The 14969-nt window shown below is 50.8% G+C and carries 14 protein-coding genes; 10 read left to right on the forward strand and 4 right to left on the reverse strand.

The genetic code is table 11. The features are described 5' to 3' along the window. The first annotated feature begins 355 nt into the window (after nucleotides 1-355). The 5 genes from G614_RS26575 to G614_RS0101905 all read left to right on the forward strand — a co-directional run bounded on the left by G614_RS26575 (nucleotide 356) and on the right by G614_RS0101905 (nucleotide 5075). On the forward strand, nucleotides 356-865 hold the full coding sequence (locus tag G614_RS26575) for an alpha/beta hydrolase family protein (RefSeq protein WP_242827977.1): 510 nt from the start codon (nucleotides 356-358) through the stop codon (nucleotides 863-865). A gap of 1009 nt (nucleotides 866-1874) precedes the next feature. After that, nucleotides 1875-2474, forward strand: a complete 600-nt coding sequence (locus G614_RS0101890) for an HD domain-containing protein (RefSeq protein ID WP_027640558.1) — start codon at nucleotides 1875-1877, stop codon at nucleotides 2472-2474. 10 nt (nucleotides 2475-2484) lie between these two features. Beyond that, the gene (gene fliB / locus G614_RS26580; RefSeq protein WP_242827978.1) at nucleotides 2485-3447 is read left to right on the forward strand and encodes a flagellin lysine-N-methylase; all 963 of its coding nucleotides are present in this window, start codon (nucleotides 2485-2487) and stop codon (nucleotides 3445-3447) included. Between the two features lie 35 nt (nucleotides 3448-3482). Next, nucleotides 3483-4319 (forward strand): Mrp/NBP35 family ATP-binding protein, encoded by an 837-nt coding sequence (locus G614_RS0101900; RefSeq protein ID WP_027640559.1) that lies wholly within the window; start codon nucleotides 3483-3485, stop codon nucleotides 4317-4319. A gap of 42 nt (nucleotides 4320-4361) precedes the next feature. Further along, the gene (locus G614_RS0101905; protein WP_002584206.1) at nucleotides 4362-5075 is read left to right on the forward strand and encodes a GTP pyrophosphokinase; all 714 of its coding nucleotides are present in this window, start codon (nucleotides 4362-4364) and stop codon (nucleotides 5073-5075) included. A gap of 33 nt (nucleotides 5076-5108) precedes the next feature. Here G614_RS0101905 and G614_RS0101910 read toward each other — a convergent pair whose 3' ends face one another. Continuing rightward, on the reverse strand, nucleotides 5109-5942 hold the full coding sequence (locus G614_RS0101910) for a GNAT family N-acetyltransferase (RefSeq protein WP_027640560.1): 834 nt from the start codon (nucleotides 5940-5942) through the stop codon (nucleotides 5109-5111). Between the two features lie 214 nt (nucleotides 5943-6156). Here G614_RS0101910 and G614_RS0101915 point away from each other — a divergent pair, with 214 nt between their 5' ends. From G614_RS0101915 to G614_RS0101930, 4 genes are read left to right on the forward strand one after another with little or no spacing between them, the layout of a single operon-like run. After that, nucleotides 6157-6519 carry a CidA/LrgA family protein gene (locus G614_RS0101915; RefSeq protein ID WP_027640561.1) on the forward strand — a complete coding sequence of 121 codons (363 nt, stop codon included), beginning with the start codon at nucleotides 6157-6159 and terminating at the stop codon, nucleotides 6517-6519. 1 nt (nucleotide 6520) lies between these two features. Beyond that, on the forward strand, nucleotides 6521-7225 hold the full coding sequence (locus tag G614_RS0101920) for an LrgB family protein (protein WP_027640562.1): 705 nt from the start codon (nucleotides 6521-6523) through the stop codon (nucleotides 7223-7225). Nucleotides 7226-7278: 53 nt separating this feature from the next. Continuing rightward, on the forward strand, nucleotides 7279-9075 hold the full coding sequence (gene pepF, locus G614_RS0101925; protein ID WP_027640563.1) for an oligoendopeptidase F: 1797 nt from the start codon (nucleotides 7279-7281) through the stop codon (nucleotides 9073-9075). Nucleotides 9076-9088: 13 nt separating this feature from the next. Next, a complete protein-coding gene (locus G614_RS0101930; RefSeq protein WP_027640564.1) occupies nucleotides 9089-10480 on the forward strand; it encodes an MATE family efflux transporter in 1392 nt (463 codons plus the stop codon). Here G614_RS0101930 and G614_RS0101935 read toward each other — a convergent pair. Then, complete coding sequence (locus tag G614_RS0101935) at nucleotides 10473-12002, reverse strand: phospholipase D family protein (protein ID WP_027640565.1); 1530 nt, start codon at nucleotides 12000-12002, stop codon at nucleotides 10473-10475. The two genes, G614_RS0101930 and G614_RS0101935, sit on opposite strands and share 8 nt — an antisense overlap. Before the next feature lie 116 nt (nucleotides 12003-12118). On the opposite strand from G614_RS0101935, the gene G614_RS0101940 reads away from it, so the two are divergent. Beyond that, nucleotides 12119-13795 carry an amidohydrolase gene (locus tag G614_RS0101940; protein ID WP_027640566.1) on the forward strand — a complete coding sequence of 559 codons (1677 nt, stop codon included), beginning with the start codon at nucleotides 12119-12121 and terminating at the stop codon, nucleotides 13793-13795. A 116-nt stretch (nucleotides 13796-13911) separates the two neighbouring features. On the opposite strand, the gene G614_RS0101945 is transcribed toward G614_RS0101940, so the two are convergent. Continuing rightward, nucleotides 13912-14355 carry an Hsp20/alpha crystallin family protein gene (locus G614_RS0101945; protein ID WP_002584198.1) on the reverse strand — a complete coding sequence of 148 codons (444 nt, stop codon included), beginning with the start codon at nucleotides 14353-14355 and terminating at the stop codon, nucleotides 13912-13914. Nucleotides 14356-14607: 252 nt separating this feature from the next. Continuing rightward, nucleotides 14608-14958 (reverse strand): cupin domain-containing protein, encoded by a 351-nt coding sequence (locus tag G614_RS0101950; RefSeq protein WP_022201436.1) that lies wholly within the window; start codon nucleotides 14956-14958, stop codon nucleotides 14608-14610. Nucleotides 14959-14969: the final 11 nt, after the last annotated feature.

A 14969-nucleotide genomic window follows, 5' to 3' on the forward strand; every position in this document is an offset into this window, starting at 1 on the left:
AGTAAGAAGGCCTTGCATATAAGGAGATCAACATGGAGAAGACTGAGAAGAGAGAACCTTTCTATAACCAAATTGAGAAGTATATCATTGTATATCCCAGCAGCTTCGGCATAAACTGCTGCGGGGGGACGTAAGGCTTCCCGAGGGGACGGGTCCCTTCCCGGTGGTTTGTTTTTATCATGGCTTCTGCGTGGACCGGATCGGCCAGATGCGTCTTCATGAACTGTTTGCCAGAACGTGCGCCGGCAATGGTATCGCATGTGTATAATTTGACTTTTACGGATGCGGCGAAAGCGACGGAGACTTTTCGGAAATGAGATATATGGATGAGGTGGAGCAGGCATAGGCCATTTATATGTGGGCCAGTGAGCAGCCATGGTGTGACAGGGACAATATGTTTCACGTAGGGCACAGCATGGGAGGCGCGATTGTCTCCAATATCATACCGCAGCTTCAGCGCGGGGGAGCCGTTATGTGGGCTCCGGGAAATGTGGTCTACTATGATATCAGCAGCCGTGTCCATGCTGTTCCGGGCCACTACGAGGAGTTCTATGACATAGGCGTACTTATGATGTCCAGTGAATTCCTTTCGCAAGTGAGAAAGACGGATATTGTCAGGCAGGCGGAAGGTTACGGCAAAGAGGTGCTTCTTATACACGGCGAGTTAGATGATAAGGTTCCGGTTTATGCGGTGGGACCATATCTGGATCTGTACGGAAAAAAGGCCCGTCTGGAAATAATAAAAGGGGCTAATCATCAGTTTACTTCGGTTGAGTGGAAGAATAAGGTATATGAGTTGAGTATTGAATACATAAAAGAAAAGATGCATTCGATAGAAAATAAATACAAACCGTTAGGCAATTGAGTGCAGTTTTGACATCTGTAATCCAACCCCTGCCCGGACCATTCCGGACAGGGGTTTTTGCCCTCCAACTTAAAAATATACAAAATAGAATTGTCGTTATTTTCGGATGAGAATAACAAATTTATCGGAAAATATCACAAAGAAGGAATGAGGAAACAGGCGGTTCCCGAAGGTTGTTTTTCAGTACCATATTTCCTGAGCAGATGCAGTCATTGAAAGATAGAAAATAATTTGCTAAAATAGTCCATAGGGAACAATCATGTTATTACAAGGTGTTGGCCTTCCATTTTACATAAGATGGGAGGTGGTGCGAATGAAATTTGACTTTAAAGACTTAATGGCCTTTGGTATGTTCATTCTCGCATTGCTGACCTTTATCTTAAGGATTAGTCAGTAGCGTTTTCTAAGTCCCGGAAACGGGCACAGAAAAACCACCCTTGTAGACTTGGCGGTTGAAAGGGTGGCAATTCTGTCATTTGAGTATTCAGCCAACCTCTTGTATGAGGTGGTTGTTCCTTTTTTATTACACTTCTATTATAGTCAATCCATCTATGAAATTCAAGTGATTCTTTGAAACTTCCTCCTAAATCCTCACGCCGGCGAGAGCAATTCACCTATTTTTCAATCAATATCCATTAAAACTGCCCTTATTTCCAGCCGCCACCCACGAAGCAGCCCTTGAATAAATTATCAGCTAATTCCACATAACAAGCCACGAAAGCTGGCGAGCAATCGAAATGGTTAGTTTTTTAGTAGCCTTCGTTCGGCTACTAAAAAACTACCCTTTCTTTGCTTGTTGGGGACACCCCAAGCCCCGGCAAAAATCGCATCGCTCTTTTGCGAACACGCCTGACGGCGTACGGCCCGCTGTAAGGGATTCCCATGTTAAATCTTAAATACAAGGTAGATATCTGTATGATTTGGTAGTACAATAAACGGAGTTCAGTTAAAACAGCAGGGTTTCTCTGCCTATGATGGCAGCAGAATGAATGGAAGCAGGAGGGATATAATGATACCGGACAGAGAGAGAGCAAATCAGGAGCTGGAGTGGGCAGCGGACTTAAATCCAGGTCCCTGGAAGGAGCATTCCCGGTACGTGGCGGCTGCCTGTGAGAGCATAGCTTCCAGGTGCAGCCATCTGGACCGGGACCATGCCTATGTGCTGGGGCTCCTTCACGATACAGGCAGATATGCGGGCCGGACATCGGAGCGCCATCTGCTGGATGGATACCGCAGGTGCATGGAACACGGGTGGGAGGAGGCTGCCAGAATCTGCATGAGCCATGCGTTCATGATACAGGACATAGGCACATCCATAGGCGAGTTTGACGTGACACCCCTTGATTATGCATTCATGAAGGAATTCATTTCCGGGGCAGTCTATGATGATTATGACCGCCTGGTACAGCTCTGTGACAGCCTGGCCCTTCCCACGGGCTTCTGTCCTCTGGAAACCAGGTTCGTGGACGTAACCATCCGGTACGGGGTTCATCCCTGCACCATTCCCCGTTGGAAAAAGGTGCTGGAGATAAAGGATTATTTTGAGGAACAGATGGGATGCACCATCTATGAAGCGCTGCCCTGCGGGGAAAGGCTCCGGCATTTATAAGGAGGCATATATGATATACACAGTTCCCCACTATTACAATCATTTTAAATGCATTGCGTCGGAATGTTCGGACACCTGCTGCGCGGGATGGGGCATCATGATTGACAGGGCATCTCTTAAGAAGTACAGGGAAATGGACGGACCCTTTGGCAGCCGCCTCCATAATTCCATTCATTGGAAGGAAGGCTCCTTTAAGCAGTACCGTGGACGGTGCGCGTTTTTAAATGAGGAAAATCTATGTGACATCTACAGCGAGGCAGGACCGGAGTACCTTTGCCGTACCTGCCGCACATATCCCAGGCACATAGAGGAATTTGAGGGATGCAGGGAAATGACGCTCTGTCTTTCCTGTATAGAGGCGGCGCGAATCATATTGGGCTGTGAGGAACCGGTGCGGTTCATTACCAGGGAGGATGAGCGGGAGGAGACATATGAGGAATTTGACTTCTTTCTCTACACAAAGCTGATGGATGCCAGGGAACTGGCGCTGGATATCCTCAGAAACCGTACCTGGTCATGGGCGGACAGGACTTCCCTGTGCCTGGGACTGGCCCACGACCTCCAGGCCCGAATCAGAAAAGGGAGGCTCTATGCCTATTTCTGCGGGGCTGTTTACAACGAAAATCCCTATGGAAAGATGAAGATGGGGGCGGCAGCCACCCTGTTGATTGAGGAGCTGGCCCAGGCCCTGTGGACAGACCAGGGCGGGCGGCTTTCCTTCATGGATTTTGTGGATGCTGCCCACCGGTTTTCCAGGGAGGTGGAACACTCGGATTTCAACAAGGCTGTGCTGGAGGAAGCCATGGTCAAACGCCCCGGATTTGCCCTCAGGCGTCTGCTGGCCGCGGTGAACAGTGACGGCAGCGGACAGGGCGGTGAACGGGACTGCGGACAGGGCAGCGCACCGGGCGGTGACAGGGCGGTGAACAGCCAGAAAACAATGGACAATATTGAGAAATGGATTTATAATTAAAGTTATGCATAGAAATATTGGAAGGAGAACTAAAAATGAGCGAATGTAACCATGATTGCGGCTCCTGCAGTGCGAACTGCGACAGCCGTAAGGTAGATAAAAGTGAGTTCCTGGAGGCACTGAATCCGGCCAGCTCCGTAAAGAAAGTAATCGGCGTTGTCAGCGGTAAGGGAGGCGTGGGCAAGTCCTTAGTCACCTCCATGCTGGCAGTGAGCATGAACCGCAAGGGTAAGAAAACAGCTGTCCTGGACGCTGACATCACAGGTCCGTCCATTCCCATGGCCTTTGGTATCGGCAATGAGGGCGTGGCCACTTCACCTGACGGCAACCTGATGCTTCCGGCCAAGTCCATGGAAGGCGTGGAAATTATGTCCGCCAACCTTCTTCTGGATAAGGACACGGACCCGGTCATCTGGAGAGGCCCTGTGATTGCGGGGGCCGTGAAACAGTTCTGGTCTGAGACCTTATGGCAGGATGTGGATTATATGTTCGTGGATATGCCGCCAGGCACAGGCGATGTGCCCCTGACCGTATTCCAGTCCCTGCCTGTGGACGGCATCATCATCGTCACCTCACCACAGGAACTGGTTGGAATGATTGTGGCCAAGGCAGTGAACATGGCAAAGAAGATGGATATACCCATTGTGGGAGTCGTGGAGAACATGAGCTATCTGGAATGTCCAGACTGCGGCAAGCGCATCAGCGTATTCGGAGAAGGCCATGTAGAGGAAATCGCGGCAGAGCACGGCATCAAGGTCCTGGCTCAGATACCAATTGACCCTGCCATTGCCCAGATGGTGGATGCAGGACGCGTGGAATATCTTGAAATGCCATGGTTTGATGAGGCTGTAAAGGCAGTCGAGGCATTATAAAAAACTGCGGCAGCAGTAAACCATAGATAATGAGGTGAACCGATGAACATTAACATTAATCCCAACAGCGAGCTTCATCAGTCCATCGTCAATGTACCGGATATGGTCCAGGTGCCGGAGATGTGGGTTGACCAGGCTCACCAGTTCCAGCAGGCTATGATGAGGTATACCTGTGCAATCAGAGAGGTTAAGACAAAGCTGGAAGTGTTGAACGACGAGCTGTCCGTAAAGAACCAGCGCAATCCCATCGAGATGATAAAGTCCCGTGTGAAGAAGCCAAAGAGCATAGTGGAAAAGCTGCAGCGCAGGGGATTTGAGATCTCATTGGAGTCCATGGAGAAAAATCTGGATGATGTGGCCGGAATCAGGATTATCTGTTCCTTTCTGGATGATATCTATGAAGTGGCGGATATGCTGATAAGGCAGGATGATGTAAAGGTGATTGCGGTAAAGGATTATATTCAGAATCCCAAGCCCAACGGATACCGAAGCTATCACATGATTATTGAGATACCGGTGTTCTTTTCTGACAGCAAGAAGCCCATCCGTGTGGAGGTACAGATACGTACCATTGCCATGGACTTCTGGGCCAGCCTGGACCATCAGCTGAAGTATAAGAAGTCCTTTATTGACGACAACGGAGAAATCAGTGAGGAACTGAAGCAATGTGCGGAAGTCATTGCCGGCACAGACATGAAAATGCTGGAGATACGCAAGAAAATCGAGGCCCAGGGCGTCACGGTGCGCAGGGACTGACAAGGGCTGTAAATCAGCTGTTTCAAACAGGCTCTAGTAGAGATAGTAGGACAGGGTTTCCGTTATGCGGAACCCTGTTTTTCTATAGAGATGCAGGGCAGGCTCATTGGAGCCGGATACCTGGAGGCAGATCCGCCGGATACCCTTACGCTCCAGATGCCGGATAAGCTGCATGAGGAAACAGCTGGCCAATCCCCGGCGGCGCAGGGCCGGAATTGTCTCCAGGCTGTACAGGTATGAGCCGGTGCCGTTCAGGGAAAGACGGCAGGTGACGCAGGCGCCATCCGCGGTGGGATTGTCCCCCGGTCTCCGGGCGCAGATAAGTAACCCTTCCGGAGTTGTACGGATGTCCATGTCCAGTTCCATGTCCGGCAGGGAAGCGGGGGAGGCGGATGTTCCATCCCCAAAAGCAGTTCCGGCTGCTGTTACATCATATTCCATCATATATTCTTCATTCCAAAGCTCTGCCTCCAGTTCCCGAAGAACGGCCATGGCCGCCGGGCATTTGTTATCGGTTACAAAGCAGAGTTCCGGCTCGCCCAGGGCCTCGCTGTACCGGCAGACCTGTTCCAGGAGCACGGAAAAATATCCTTTTCTTCTAAAATCCGGGTGTGTGAAGGCATAGCATTCCCATATTGTTTCCTCTGTTTTATACACGGCCAGGAAAGCAGCCGCGGTTGTATCTTCCTCCAGAAGCCAGTATTCATCCCCGTCCTCAGGGCAGGAAAGACTCAGGCCGTCTGCGAGGCGGCACAGGGCAGTAATCCTGTGTATATCTTCCTGTTCTTTCCGGGATAATGTTGTTGTATGAGTAATATTCGTATGAGTAATATTCGTATGTGTGGTGTTCGTATGCGTCATGTTCATGCGGGCACGCCTCCTGGACTCTTACCTTTGGACTTTCCTATATTGTAGGGCAGGAAGACTTCCATTGCAACGGTAAGATTGTATTTCTTGTGTATTTATCTGTATTCGGGTTGATTATGGAAAAATGCAGTGGTAGAATAAAGGCCGTGCGAATTTCAAACATAATCAGAGCAGTTTTAAACACGCTCTAACGCAGCAGGAGGAAACAAAAGATATGAGATATGTAAAACAAATAGGAATTATCCTGGGCATAACCCTGGCGGGAGAGGTATTGAATCATGTGGTGCCCCTGCCTGTGCCGGCAGGTGTATACGGCCTGTTCATCATGCTGGCAGTCCTTATGTGCGGGGCCGTGAAGCTGGAGAGCGTGGAGGGAACGGGCAATTTTCTTATGGATACCATGACCATGATGTTCATACCGGCAACCGTTGGGATTGTGGAGTGCATCGGGGAGGTAAGGGCAGTTCTGGTGCCGTTTCTGATAATCATAGGAATATCCACCCTTCTTGTCATGGCAGTGACCGGATGCATGGCCCAGTGGGTCATGGGCAGGAAACACAGCGGGGAGGAGCAGTGACATGAGGGAAGGCATACGATTGATACTGGAACAGACACAATATTTCGGTCTTGTGCTCAGCATAGGCGCCTATCTGTTTGCCTGCTGGCTTAAGAATAAAACAAAACTGGCTATCCTGAATCCGCTTCTGGTGTCGGCAGCCCTGATTATTGCCTGCATTCTGGGAGTAGGAATGGATTATGAAACATATAATAAAGGTGCGTCCTATCTCAGCTGGCTCCTTACGCCGGCCACGGTCTGTCTGGCAATCCCATTGTATAAGCAGCTGCATCTGCTGAAGAAACATGCTGACGCCGTGGCGGTGGGCATCACGTCGGGGGTGATCACCAGTGCGGTGAGCATTTTCCTCATGTGCAAGGTGCTGGGCGTGGCCCATGTCCACTACGTGACACTGCTTCCCAAGTCCATTACTACGGCCATCGGAATGGGTATCAGTCAGGAGGAAGGCGGCATCGTCACCCTGACGGTCATGAGCATCATACTTACAGGAGTGTTAGGCAATATGGCCGGGGAGACCGTGTTAAAGCTTTTAAAGGTCCGTCATCCGGTTGCCAAGGGCCTTGCCATGGGAACCAGCGCCCATGCGGTGGGGACGGCCAAGGCGCTGGAGATGGGGGAAATCGAGGGCGCCATGAGCAGTCTCTCCATTGCAGTGGCAGGGCTGATGACAGTCATTGTGGTGCCGCTGGCAGCGAATCTAATATAGCGTGAATTTAATATGGTGCCAATTTAAATAGTATTGGAAGGAGTGTGTTCTGCGTGAAAAAACGAAGCGAAACAGATGTAAAGGATACCTGGAAACTGGAGGATATGGTGGCGGAGGACGGTCTGTGGGAACAGATGTTTAAAGAGGCCTCCGGGGAAATAAACGAATATGCCTCCTACAAGGGAAAGCTGGCTGACTGCGCGGATACCCTCTATGCCTGCCTCTCTTTCGACGACAAGCTTTCCCAGAAGATAGAGCGTCTGTATGTCTATGCCAGGATGCGTTCCGATGAGGATACCACGGTGCAGAGATACCAGGATATGTTTTCCAGGGCCCAGACGCTGTCCTACAGGGCGGCTGAGAACAGCTCCTTCCTGGTGCCGGAAATTCTGTCCATGGACCGGGAGCTTCTGGAACGGTACATGGCAGCGGATAACGGTATCGGCCATTTTAAACGGGCGCTGGAAATCATTCTCGCCAGGCGGGATCACACCCTGTCCGGAGAGATGGAAGAACTTCTGGCCCAATCCTACGACGCTACCCAGGGCGCCAGCCAGATTTTTACCATGTTCAACAATGCGGATGTGAAATTTCCTGTTATCACAGGGGAGAATGGGGAGGGCATCCGGATTACCCACGGCAATTACATTTCCCTGATGGAGAACCAGGACCGCAGGATACGTAAGGATGCATTTGAGGGGTTATACAGTGTATATGAACAGTTTTCCAATACACTGGCAGCTGCATTTTCCTCCAATGTGAAGCAGGCCGTGTTCTACGCGAAGGCAAAGAAGTATGCCTCCAGCCGGGAATACTACCTGGCTGACAACGAGGTGCCGGAGCTGGTCTATGACAATCTCGTGAAGGCGGTGCGGGAGAATATCATGAAGCTTCATGAGTACACCCGGGTGCGCAGGGATGTGCTGGGTGTGGATGAGCTTCACATGTATGACCTCTATGTACCCATGGTGGCAGCGGCTGACCGCCATTACACCTATGAGGAGGCCAAGGCCATTGTGCTGGAGGGGCTGGCTCCGCTGGGAGAGGAGTATCTGTCCTTGTTAAGACAGGGATTTGACAACCGGTGGATAGATGTCTATGAAAATGAAGGCAAGCGCAGCGGCGCCTATTCCTGGGGGACCTATGGCAGCCATCCCTATGTGCTGCTGAATTTCCATGGCACCCTTAACGATGTGTTTACTCTGGCCCACGAGATGGGACACTCCATCCATACCTGGTATTCCGACAGGAACCAGCCATTTACCTATGCCGGGTATAAGATATTCGTGGCAGAGGTGGCATCTACCTGCAACGAGGCTCTTCTGATACGCCATCTCCTTAAGAAGGCCGGCAGCAGGGAGGAAAAGGCATACCTGCTGAATCATTTCCTGGAAAGCTTCCGGGGAACCCTGTTCCGCCAGACCATGTTTGCGGAGTTTGAAGACATGGCCCATAAAAAGGCGGCCAGGGGGGAGAGCCTGACGGCTGAGAGTCTGTGCAATGCGTACCACCAGCTGAATGCGGACTATTTCGGACCGTCCATGACAGTGGACAGCCAGATTGATTATGAGTGGGAGAGAATTCCCCACTTCTATACACCCTTTTATGTATATCAGTATGCCACGGGATTTTCAGCAGCCGTGGCCATCAGCAGCCGCATTATGAACGGGGAGCCAGGCGCGCTGGAAGGGTATAAGAAGTTCTTAAGCGGAGGCTGCTCCATGAAGCCCATCGATCTTCTGAAGCTCTGCGGCGTGGATATGTCCACCACCCGGCCGGTGGATGAAGCCCTTGGTTTCTTTGGGGAGCTGCTTGAAGAATTTAAGACGTGTATCCATACAAATGAATGATTGAGGGGAGAAGATGAATCAGAGTGCAGTGAAAAGCCGTGAACAGGGAAAACAGATAAAAAAGCGGATTGACTTGACGGAAGGGAGACCGGGGCGGCGCCTTTTCCTGTTTGCCCTTCCCATGATACTGGGAAACCTGTTCCAGCAGTTTTACAATATGGCGGACTCCATGATTGTGGGCAATTTTGTGGGCGAGGACGCATTGGCGGCTGTAGGCGCTTCCTATGCCCTGACCAATGTGTTTATCATGATAGCCATAGGGGGAGGAAACGGTGCATCGGTCCTGACCTCCCAGTATCTGGGAGCCAGGCAGCACGGAAAGATGAAGACCTCCATTTCCACGGCCCTGATTACCTTCCTCTTTGTGAGCATTCTGCTGGGGAGCGTGGGATTTTACCTGAACGGCCTCATACTGGAGTCTCTTAAGACACCGGCCAATATTATGGGCCAGGCAAAGCTTTACCTGGGAATCTACTTCCTGGGAATGCCATTCCTGTTCATGTACAATGTTCTCGCCGCCATATTCAACGCCATGGGGGATTCCAGGACGCCCCTGTACCTTCTCATATTTTCTTCCGTCCTGAACGTGGTTCTGGACATTATATCTGTCACATGGCTGGGGATGGGAGTGGACGGTGTGGCCATTGCAACTGTCATGGCCCAGGGTATATCCGCCCTGATATCCTTCGGTATCCTGATGAAAAAATTAAAGGGATATGAGCAGGAGGCCGGAGATGGTTTTAGGTTTTACGACAGCAGCATGTTAAAGGCAGGGACCAGAATCGCGGTGCCGTCCATTCTCCAGCAGTCCATTGTATCCATCGGAATGCTGCTGGTCCAGTCCGTGGTCAATGGGTTTGGTTCCGCTGCCCTGGCAGGTTACTCCGCGGGAAGCAGGATTGAGTCCATCTGCGTGGTGCCCATGATTGCAACGGGCAACGCCGTGGCCACCTTCACGGCTCAGAACATCGGCGCCGGGAAGATGGAGCGGGTGAAGGAAGGATACAGGGCCAGCTACGGCATTGTGGCCGGTTTCTCCGTCATCATAGCCGTGATAGTGGCGCTGCTTAACGGCCCTATCATAACCTCCTTCCTGGGAGAGGGCATGAGCCGGGAAGCCTATGCGGCAGGCACAGGATATCTGTCCTTTATCGCCTACTTCTTTGTGCTCATCGGCATGAAGGCGTGTACGGACGGAGTCCTGCGAGGTTCCGGGGATGTGCTGGTATTTACCATCTCCAACCTGGTGAATCTGACCATACGTGTCTATGCAGCCTTCCATTTTGCACCCATATGGGGCGTGGCAGCTGTGTGGTACGCGGTCCCTATGGGCTGGATTGCCAATTATGTCATATCCTTCAGCCGTTACCTAACAGGAAAATGGAGGGATAAAAAAGTTATATAAGGAAGCGGAAGGGCTGCATCACAAAGCCCACCACCTTCCAGGCCGCCCTTTTATACACCGGGACATCTGCAATGGTCAGATGTTCCGGTATTTCATATGTTCCGCCCGGCAGCAGACGGCGGCAGTCCTTCTGATAGGAGACCATGTATTCTTCCAGCTGGGCTGTCAGCTCCGGGCTCTGGATGACCAGCATAAGCTCTGTGTCCAGATAGGTGCTGCGCAAATCGAAGTTGTAGGAACCCACGGCACACAGCTCACTATCTATGACAAGGGATTTGCCATGGTAGGAGAGACCGCCGTCATATTCCAGAATCTCCATGCCGGTGTCCAGAAATGCGTCCCTGTGCATGGGATAATCGCTGGAGGCAAAGAAATTGTCGCCGTTTTCAACCGAGTTTATCATCATGGTTACCGGTGTCCGGGCCGTGATTTCCTTCATGGTATCGTACATATAATTATTGAATACTGCATAGGGAGTGTGAATCAGCACTCTTTTTTTTGCATTCTTCATAAGGACGGACAAGGTGTGGAAGACCACAGGCTCCTTTCCATAGATGCCGATGGGGTTGGATACCAGGGTGATTTTTCCTGTGGGAACCGTGTTGGAACCGTAGTACTCCAGGGCCTTTGAGAAATCCATGGGCAGGGCCGGACAGCCGGGCTGGCCGGGAATGGTGCTGCAGCTGACGGAGTCCTCCTCACTGTCCAGCAGATCCGGATAATTCATGGCCAGGACCTTATACCGCTCCCTCAGCATGGCCGCCGCATTCCGGACAGAGGTCCTGTCTGCTGTCTTTTCGCTGTCATGGAACAGGGCGGACACATCCAGATTCCATACCTGCTCAAAATAATCTTCCATCTGATACAGGGAGCTGTCCCTTCCCTTGTCCGTGCCGTGGGCTGTATTGTAGACCAGGACTTCGCGGTCATGGCTTCTGGAATCCGTGGGATAGGAACCGATGAAATAATCAAAGGTATTCCGGCCGCCTAGTATATATCCGTAGTCGTCCACAATCACATACTTGTCATGCATCCTTCCCTGGGTCTTCCACGGAAGCAGGGGATTCATTTTGTTGTAAATCTTGATTTCAATGTTTGGATGGCTGGAAAGGGCATAGAAAAGCTTGCTGGGTTCCATGCGCACCAGGCCGGAGAAACCGTCCACCAGTATTTTTATGCTGACTCCCTGGTCGGCCTTGTGAAGCATGACTGCCATCAGGTCCCTGGGGCTCTCGCCATCCCTGAAATCAAAGGTGGACAGTATAATCCGTTCCCTGGCCAGGTTCATGAGGCGCATCCGTTCATCCCAGGCGCTCTGATTGGTTTCCAGTATCATGGCGCGGTCCGAACTGTCTCCCTCCTGATAGAAGCTCTCAGCCGATACCGTTTCTTTTGTTTCCTGGGAGATAGACTTATAGTGATAGAAAGGCGCCGTGGCCCCAATCACCAGATACATAAGTATCAGGAAAACGAGTGAGAGGACAGGGTGCTTTTTAATCCATGTAATACACCTGCGTATCATAAGAAACTCCTTTTATGCGCATACTTTTAGTGATAATATAGGTATTATGAATCATGATATAGGTACTATACTAAGAAAAACAGGGAAAGTCAATTCATAGAACAGGAGGACAGGACATGGCGCAGACGCTTTACTATAACGGTACCATTCTTACCATGGAGGACAGGCGCCCCCAGGTGGAAGCCGTGCTGACGGAGGACGGAAGAATCCTGGACACAGGGACATGGGACAAGGTAAAGGAACGGGCAGGGGATAAGACCCGCAGGCTGGATTTACAGGGCAGGGTGATGCTGCCGGGCTTCATAGACGCCCACAGCCATTTTACGGCCTGCGCCAGCCATACCATGGAGGTAGACCTGGGCGGGGCATGCAGCTTTGAGGACATCATTACATGCATCCGGCAATACATTGCGGACAAGAAGATTCCGGAAGGAAAATGGGTCATGGCATCCGGCTATGACCATAACCGCCTGAAGGAGCACAGCCATCCCCGCAGGAAGGTCCTGGACCAGGCATCGCCTCAGAATCCATTAATACTGAAACACCAGTCAGGTCATATGGGGGTGTTTAACACCATGGCCCTCAACCTGCTGGGTGTAACCGGACAGACACAGGCACCTCAGGGCGGCGTCATAGAAATGGAAGGCGGGCTGCCGACCGGATATATGGAGGAAAATGCATTCTTAGGCTTCCAGGGACGCGTCCCCATGCCGTCGGCGGAGGACTTTCTGACTGCCTATGGCCGCGCCCAGGAGCTCTATGCTTCCTATGGAATCACCACGGTCCAGGAGGGATTGATGGCAGGCCGGCTGGTTCCGCTGTACCAGATGCTGCTGAAATCAGGACTTTTAAAGCTGGATTTAATCTCCTATATGGATATCCGGGACAGTGATGCTGCCCGGAATACATTTGAAAGCCATATAAAGAACTATAAGGGGCATATGAAGATAGGCGGGTATAAAATGTTCCTGGACGGCTCACCCCAGGGAAGGACGGCATGGATGCGAACTCCCTATCTGCCGGAAACGCCGGATGTGCGGGAAAAGAGACAGGGAGATGCGTCCCCGCGGACCCATGAAACAAAAGAGGATTACTGCGGCTATAATACCCTGGAGGACAGCCAGGTAAAGGAAAATATTTTAAAGGCAGAGCTGGAAGACATGCAGCTTCTGGCCCATTGCAACGGTGATATGGCGGCAGAGCAGTATATGGACCAGCTGGAAACAGTCTACAGGGAGCTGGGGAGCGGGAACAGCAGAAAGCCTGGTTTTTACAGGGGCGATATCCGGCCGGTAATGATTCATGCCCAGCTTCTGGGGCTCGATCAGCTGGAACGGGTAAAAAAACTGGGAGTCATTCCCTCCTTTTTCCTGGCCCATGTATACCACTGGGGAGATATCCACGTCCGCAATTTTGGTCCGGAGCGGGCGGGACGCATCAGCCCGGCTGCTTCGGCCCTAAAGGAGGGCATCCGTTTCACCCTGCACCAGGACAGCCCGGTTATCATGCCGGATATGATGGAGACCCTGTGGTGCGCCGTAAACCGGCGTACCAGGGTGGGAAAGGTGCTGGGACCGGAGGAACGCATTCCGGTCTGGGATGCACTTAAGGCAGTGACGGTCAACGGGGCATACCAGTATTTTGAAGAGAATGAGAAGGGAACTGTCACACCTGGAAAAAAGGCGGATTTTGTGGTGCTGGAACAAAATCCTCTGGAAACAGGGGCAGATGAGATACAAAACATCAAGGTGCTGGCAACCGTCAAGGAGGACCGGATTTTGTGGAAAGCATAGGATGAAATAAAGAATATATAAGAGGCAAAAAGGACACAGCCGGGAAGGGGGGATTCACGGCTGTGTCCTTTATCAGGGATAATATATATAAAAGGAGTGTGGGCATTTAATGATGATTACAGAATGTCAATATACTTCGGTGTCTCCTCCACCTTCGGTGCATCCTTCGGCACCTGAAGTCTCAGTATGCCATTTTCAAAACCAGCCTTGATATCTTCCTGGCGAATCTGCTCGCCTACAAAGAAGGTTCTCTTACATGAACTGGTGTAGCGCTCCTTGTGAATCAGGGTACCCTTGTCATCCTTGTCCTCGCTGGACTTGGTTATATCTGCGCTGACGGTCAGATATCCGTCCTTAAGCTCTGCCCTGATATCTTCCTTCTTGAATCCGGGAAGTTCAATCTCTAAAATATAGTTTCCATCCTTCTCCATGATGTCGGTACGCATCACCGGAAGCTTCTTGGCGTCCTCGCCCTTTTCGGAGGCGCTGGTAAAGAATGGGTCATTGAAAAAATCGTCAAATAAATTAAGTCCGTAGTTTCTTCTTGGTATTAACATCATCGTTATATCCTCCTCGCTCATAGAACTGCTTGTTTTCATTTTCTTTATGTTTGTATTATAGCACGATTGTTAGCACTGTCAAGAGGTGAGTGCTAATAAAATTATAAAAAAAGTATGAAGTACATTAAGAAGGTATTTATAAGGCAGCCCTGTGGATTTTGCCTTTTACCGCTCAACGCAAAAGAGGGACCATCGTCACCGATAGTCCATCTTTTGCTGTCATATTGCGCTTGCCGACTGACACTCTTTTCATTAAAATTTATAATCCTCTATCTCCACCTTATCCGTCTCCTGGAACGGAGCCAGAGTGGAAATCATTTTCACGGTCCGCTCATATGGGTTGAAGCAGTAGTGGACTTCCAGCGGTTCGATGTGGATCAGGTCGCCCTGTTTTAAGTGGTGTACGGTTCCGTCCACCACGATATTGATTTCGCCCTCGAGTATAAAGAAATCTTCCTCCATGATATTGTGGTAATGGGCCTTGAAATCCTGGCCTGACTGGAACTGGACCACGGCAAAATTCATTCTGGGGCCTTTCATCAGGTACTTGGGGCCGCTGTCCCCAAAACGGTACTCTTTTTCATTTTCATTTACAATAAACATTTTCTGCTATT

The organism is [Clostridium] clostridioforme AGR2157, from assembly GCF_000424325.1.
In the GTDB taxonomy this organism is placed as follows: domain Bacteria; phylum Bacillota; class Clostridia; order Lachnospirales; family Lachnospiraceae; genus Enterocloster; species Enterocloster clostridioformis_A.